The organism is Micromonospora sp. NRRL B-16802 (genome assembly GCF_001279555.1).
Classification (GTDB): domain Bacteria; phylum Actinomycetota; class Actinomycetes; order Mycobacteriales; family Micromonosporaceae; genus Micromonospora; species Micromonospora profundi.
In genome coordinates, this window is record NZ_LGEB01000122.1 from 1 (window position 1) to 877 (window position 877).

The window sequence follows — 877 nt, forward strand, 5'->3', positions numbered from 1 at the left end:
AGAGGGTGGTTTCGCCGTTGAGGCCGAAGTGGTCGTGCCATTTGGTGCTGGGGGCGAATCCGGTGCCGGTGGAGAGGGCGACGTAGATGTCGTTTGTGGTGTTTTTGGTGAAGACGATGAGGTCGTCTTTGCCGTCGCCGTTGGTGTCGGCGAGGTAGGGGAATTCGCCGGGTAGGCAGAAGTAGTCGTGCCATTTCACGGTGGTGCCGGTGAAGCCGGTGCCGGTGGAGGTGGCGGCGTAGACGTCGGCGTCGGTGTTGCAGGTGAAGGTGACGATGTCGTCTTTGCCGTCGCCGTTGATGTCGCCGACGCGGGGTTGTTCGGTGCCGACGGCGAACAGGTCGTGCCATTTTTGTGGTGGTCCGAAGCTGGTGCCGTTGGAGAGGGCGACGATGACGTCGGAGGCGGTGGTGGGGCCTTGGGTGAAGGTGATGATGTCGTCGAGTCCGTCGCCGTTGACGTCGCCGATGGCGGGGAATTCTCCTTCGATGGAGAAGTAGTCGTGCCATTTGACGGCGGTGCCGGTGAAGGTTGTGCCGGTGGAGAGGGCGACGTAGACGTCGGCGGTGGTGTCGTGGGTGAAGGTGATGATGTCGTCTTTGCCGTCGCCGTTGACGTCGCCGGTGGCGGGTATTTCGGTGCCGGGGGCGAACCAGTCGTGCCATTTTTGGCTGGGGGCGAAGCTGGTGCCGGTGGAGAGGGCGACGTGGACGTCGGCGAGGGGGCCGTGGGTGAAGACGATGGCGTCGTCTTTGCCGTCGCCGTTGGCGTCGCCGGTCAGCGGTGTTTCGCCGGTGAGGGCGAACCAGTCGTGCCATTTGATGGTGGTGCCGGTGAAGCTGGTGCCGGTGGAGGTGGCGACGTAGGCGTCGGCGAG

The 877-nt window shown here is 64.2% G+C and carries 1 protein-coding gene; it reads right to left on the reverse strand.

Translation table 11 applies throughout. From position 1 onward, the window contains the following. A partial coding sequence (locus ADK66_RS29130) for a VCBS repeat-containing protein (protein ID WP_197281678.1) occupies positions 1–877 on the reverse strand: 877 nt, incomplete at both ends.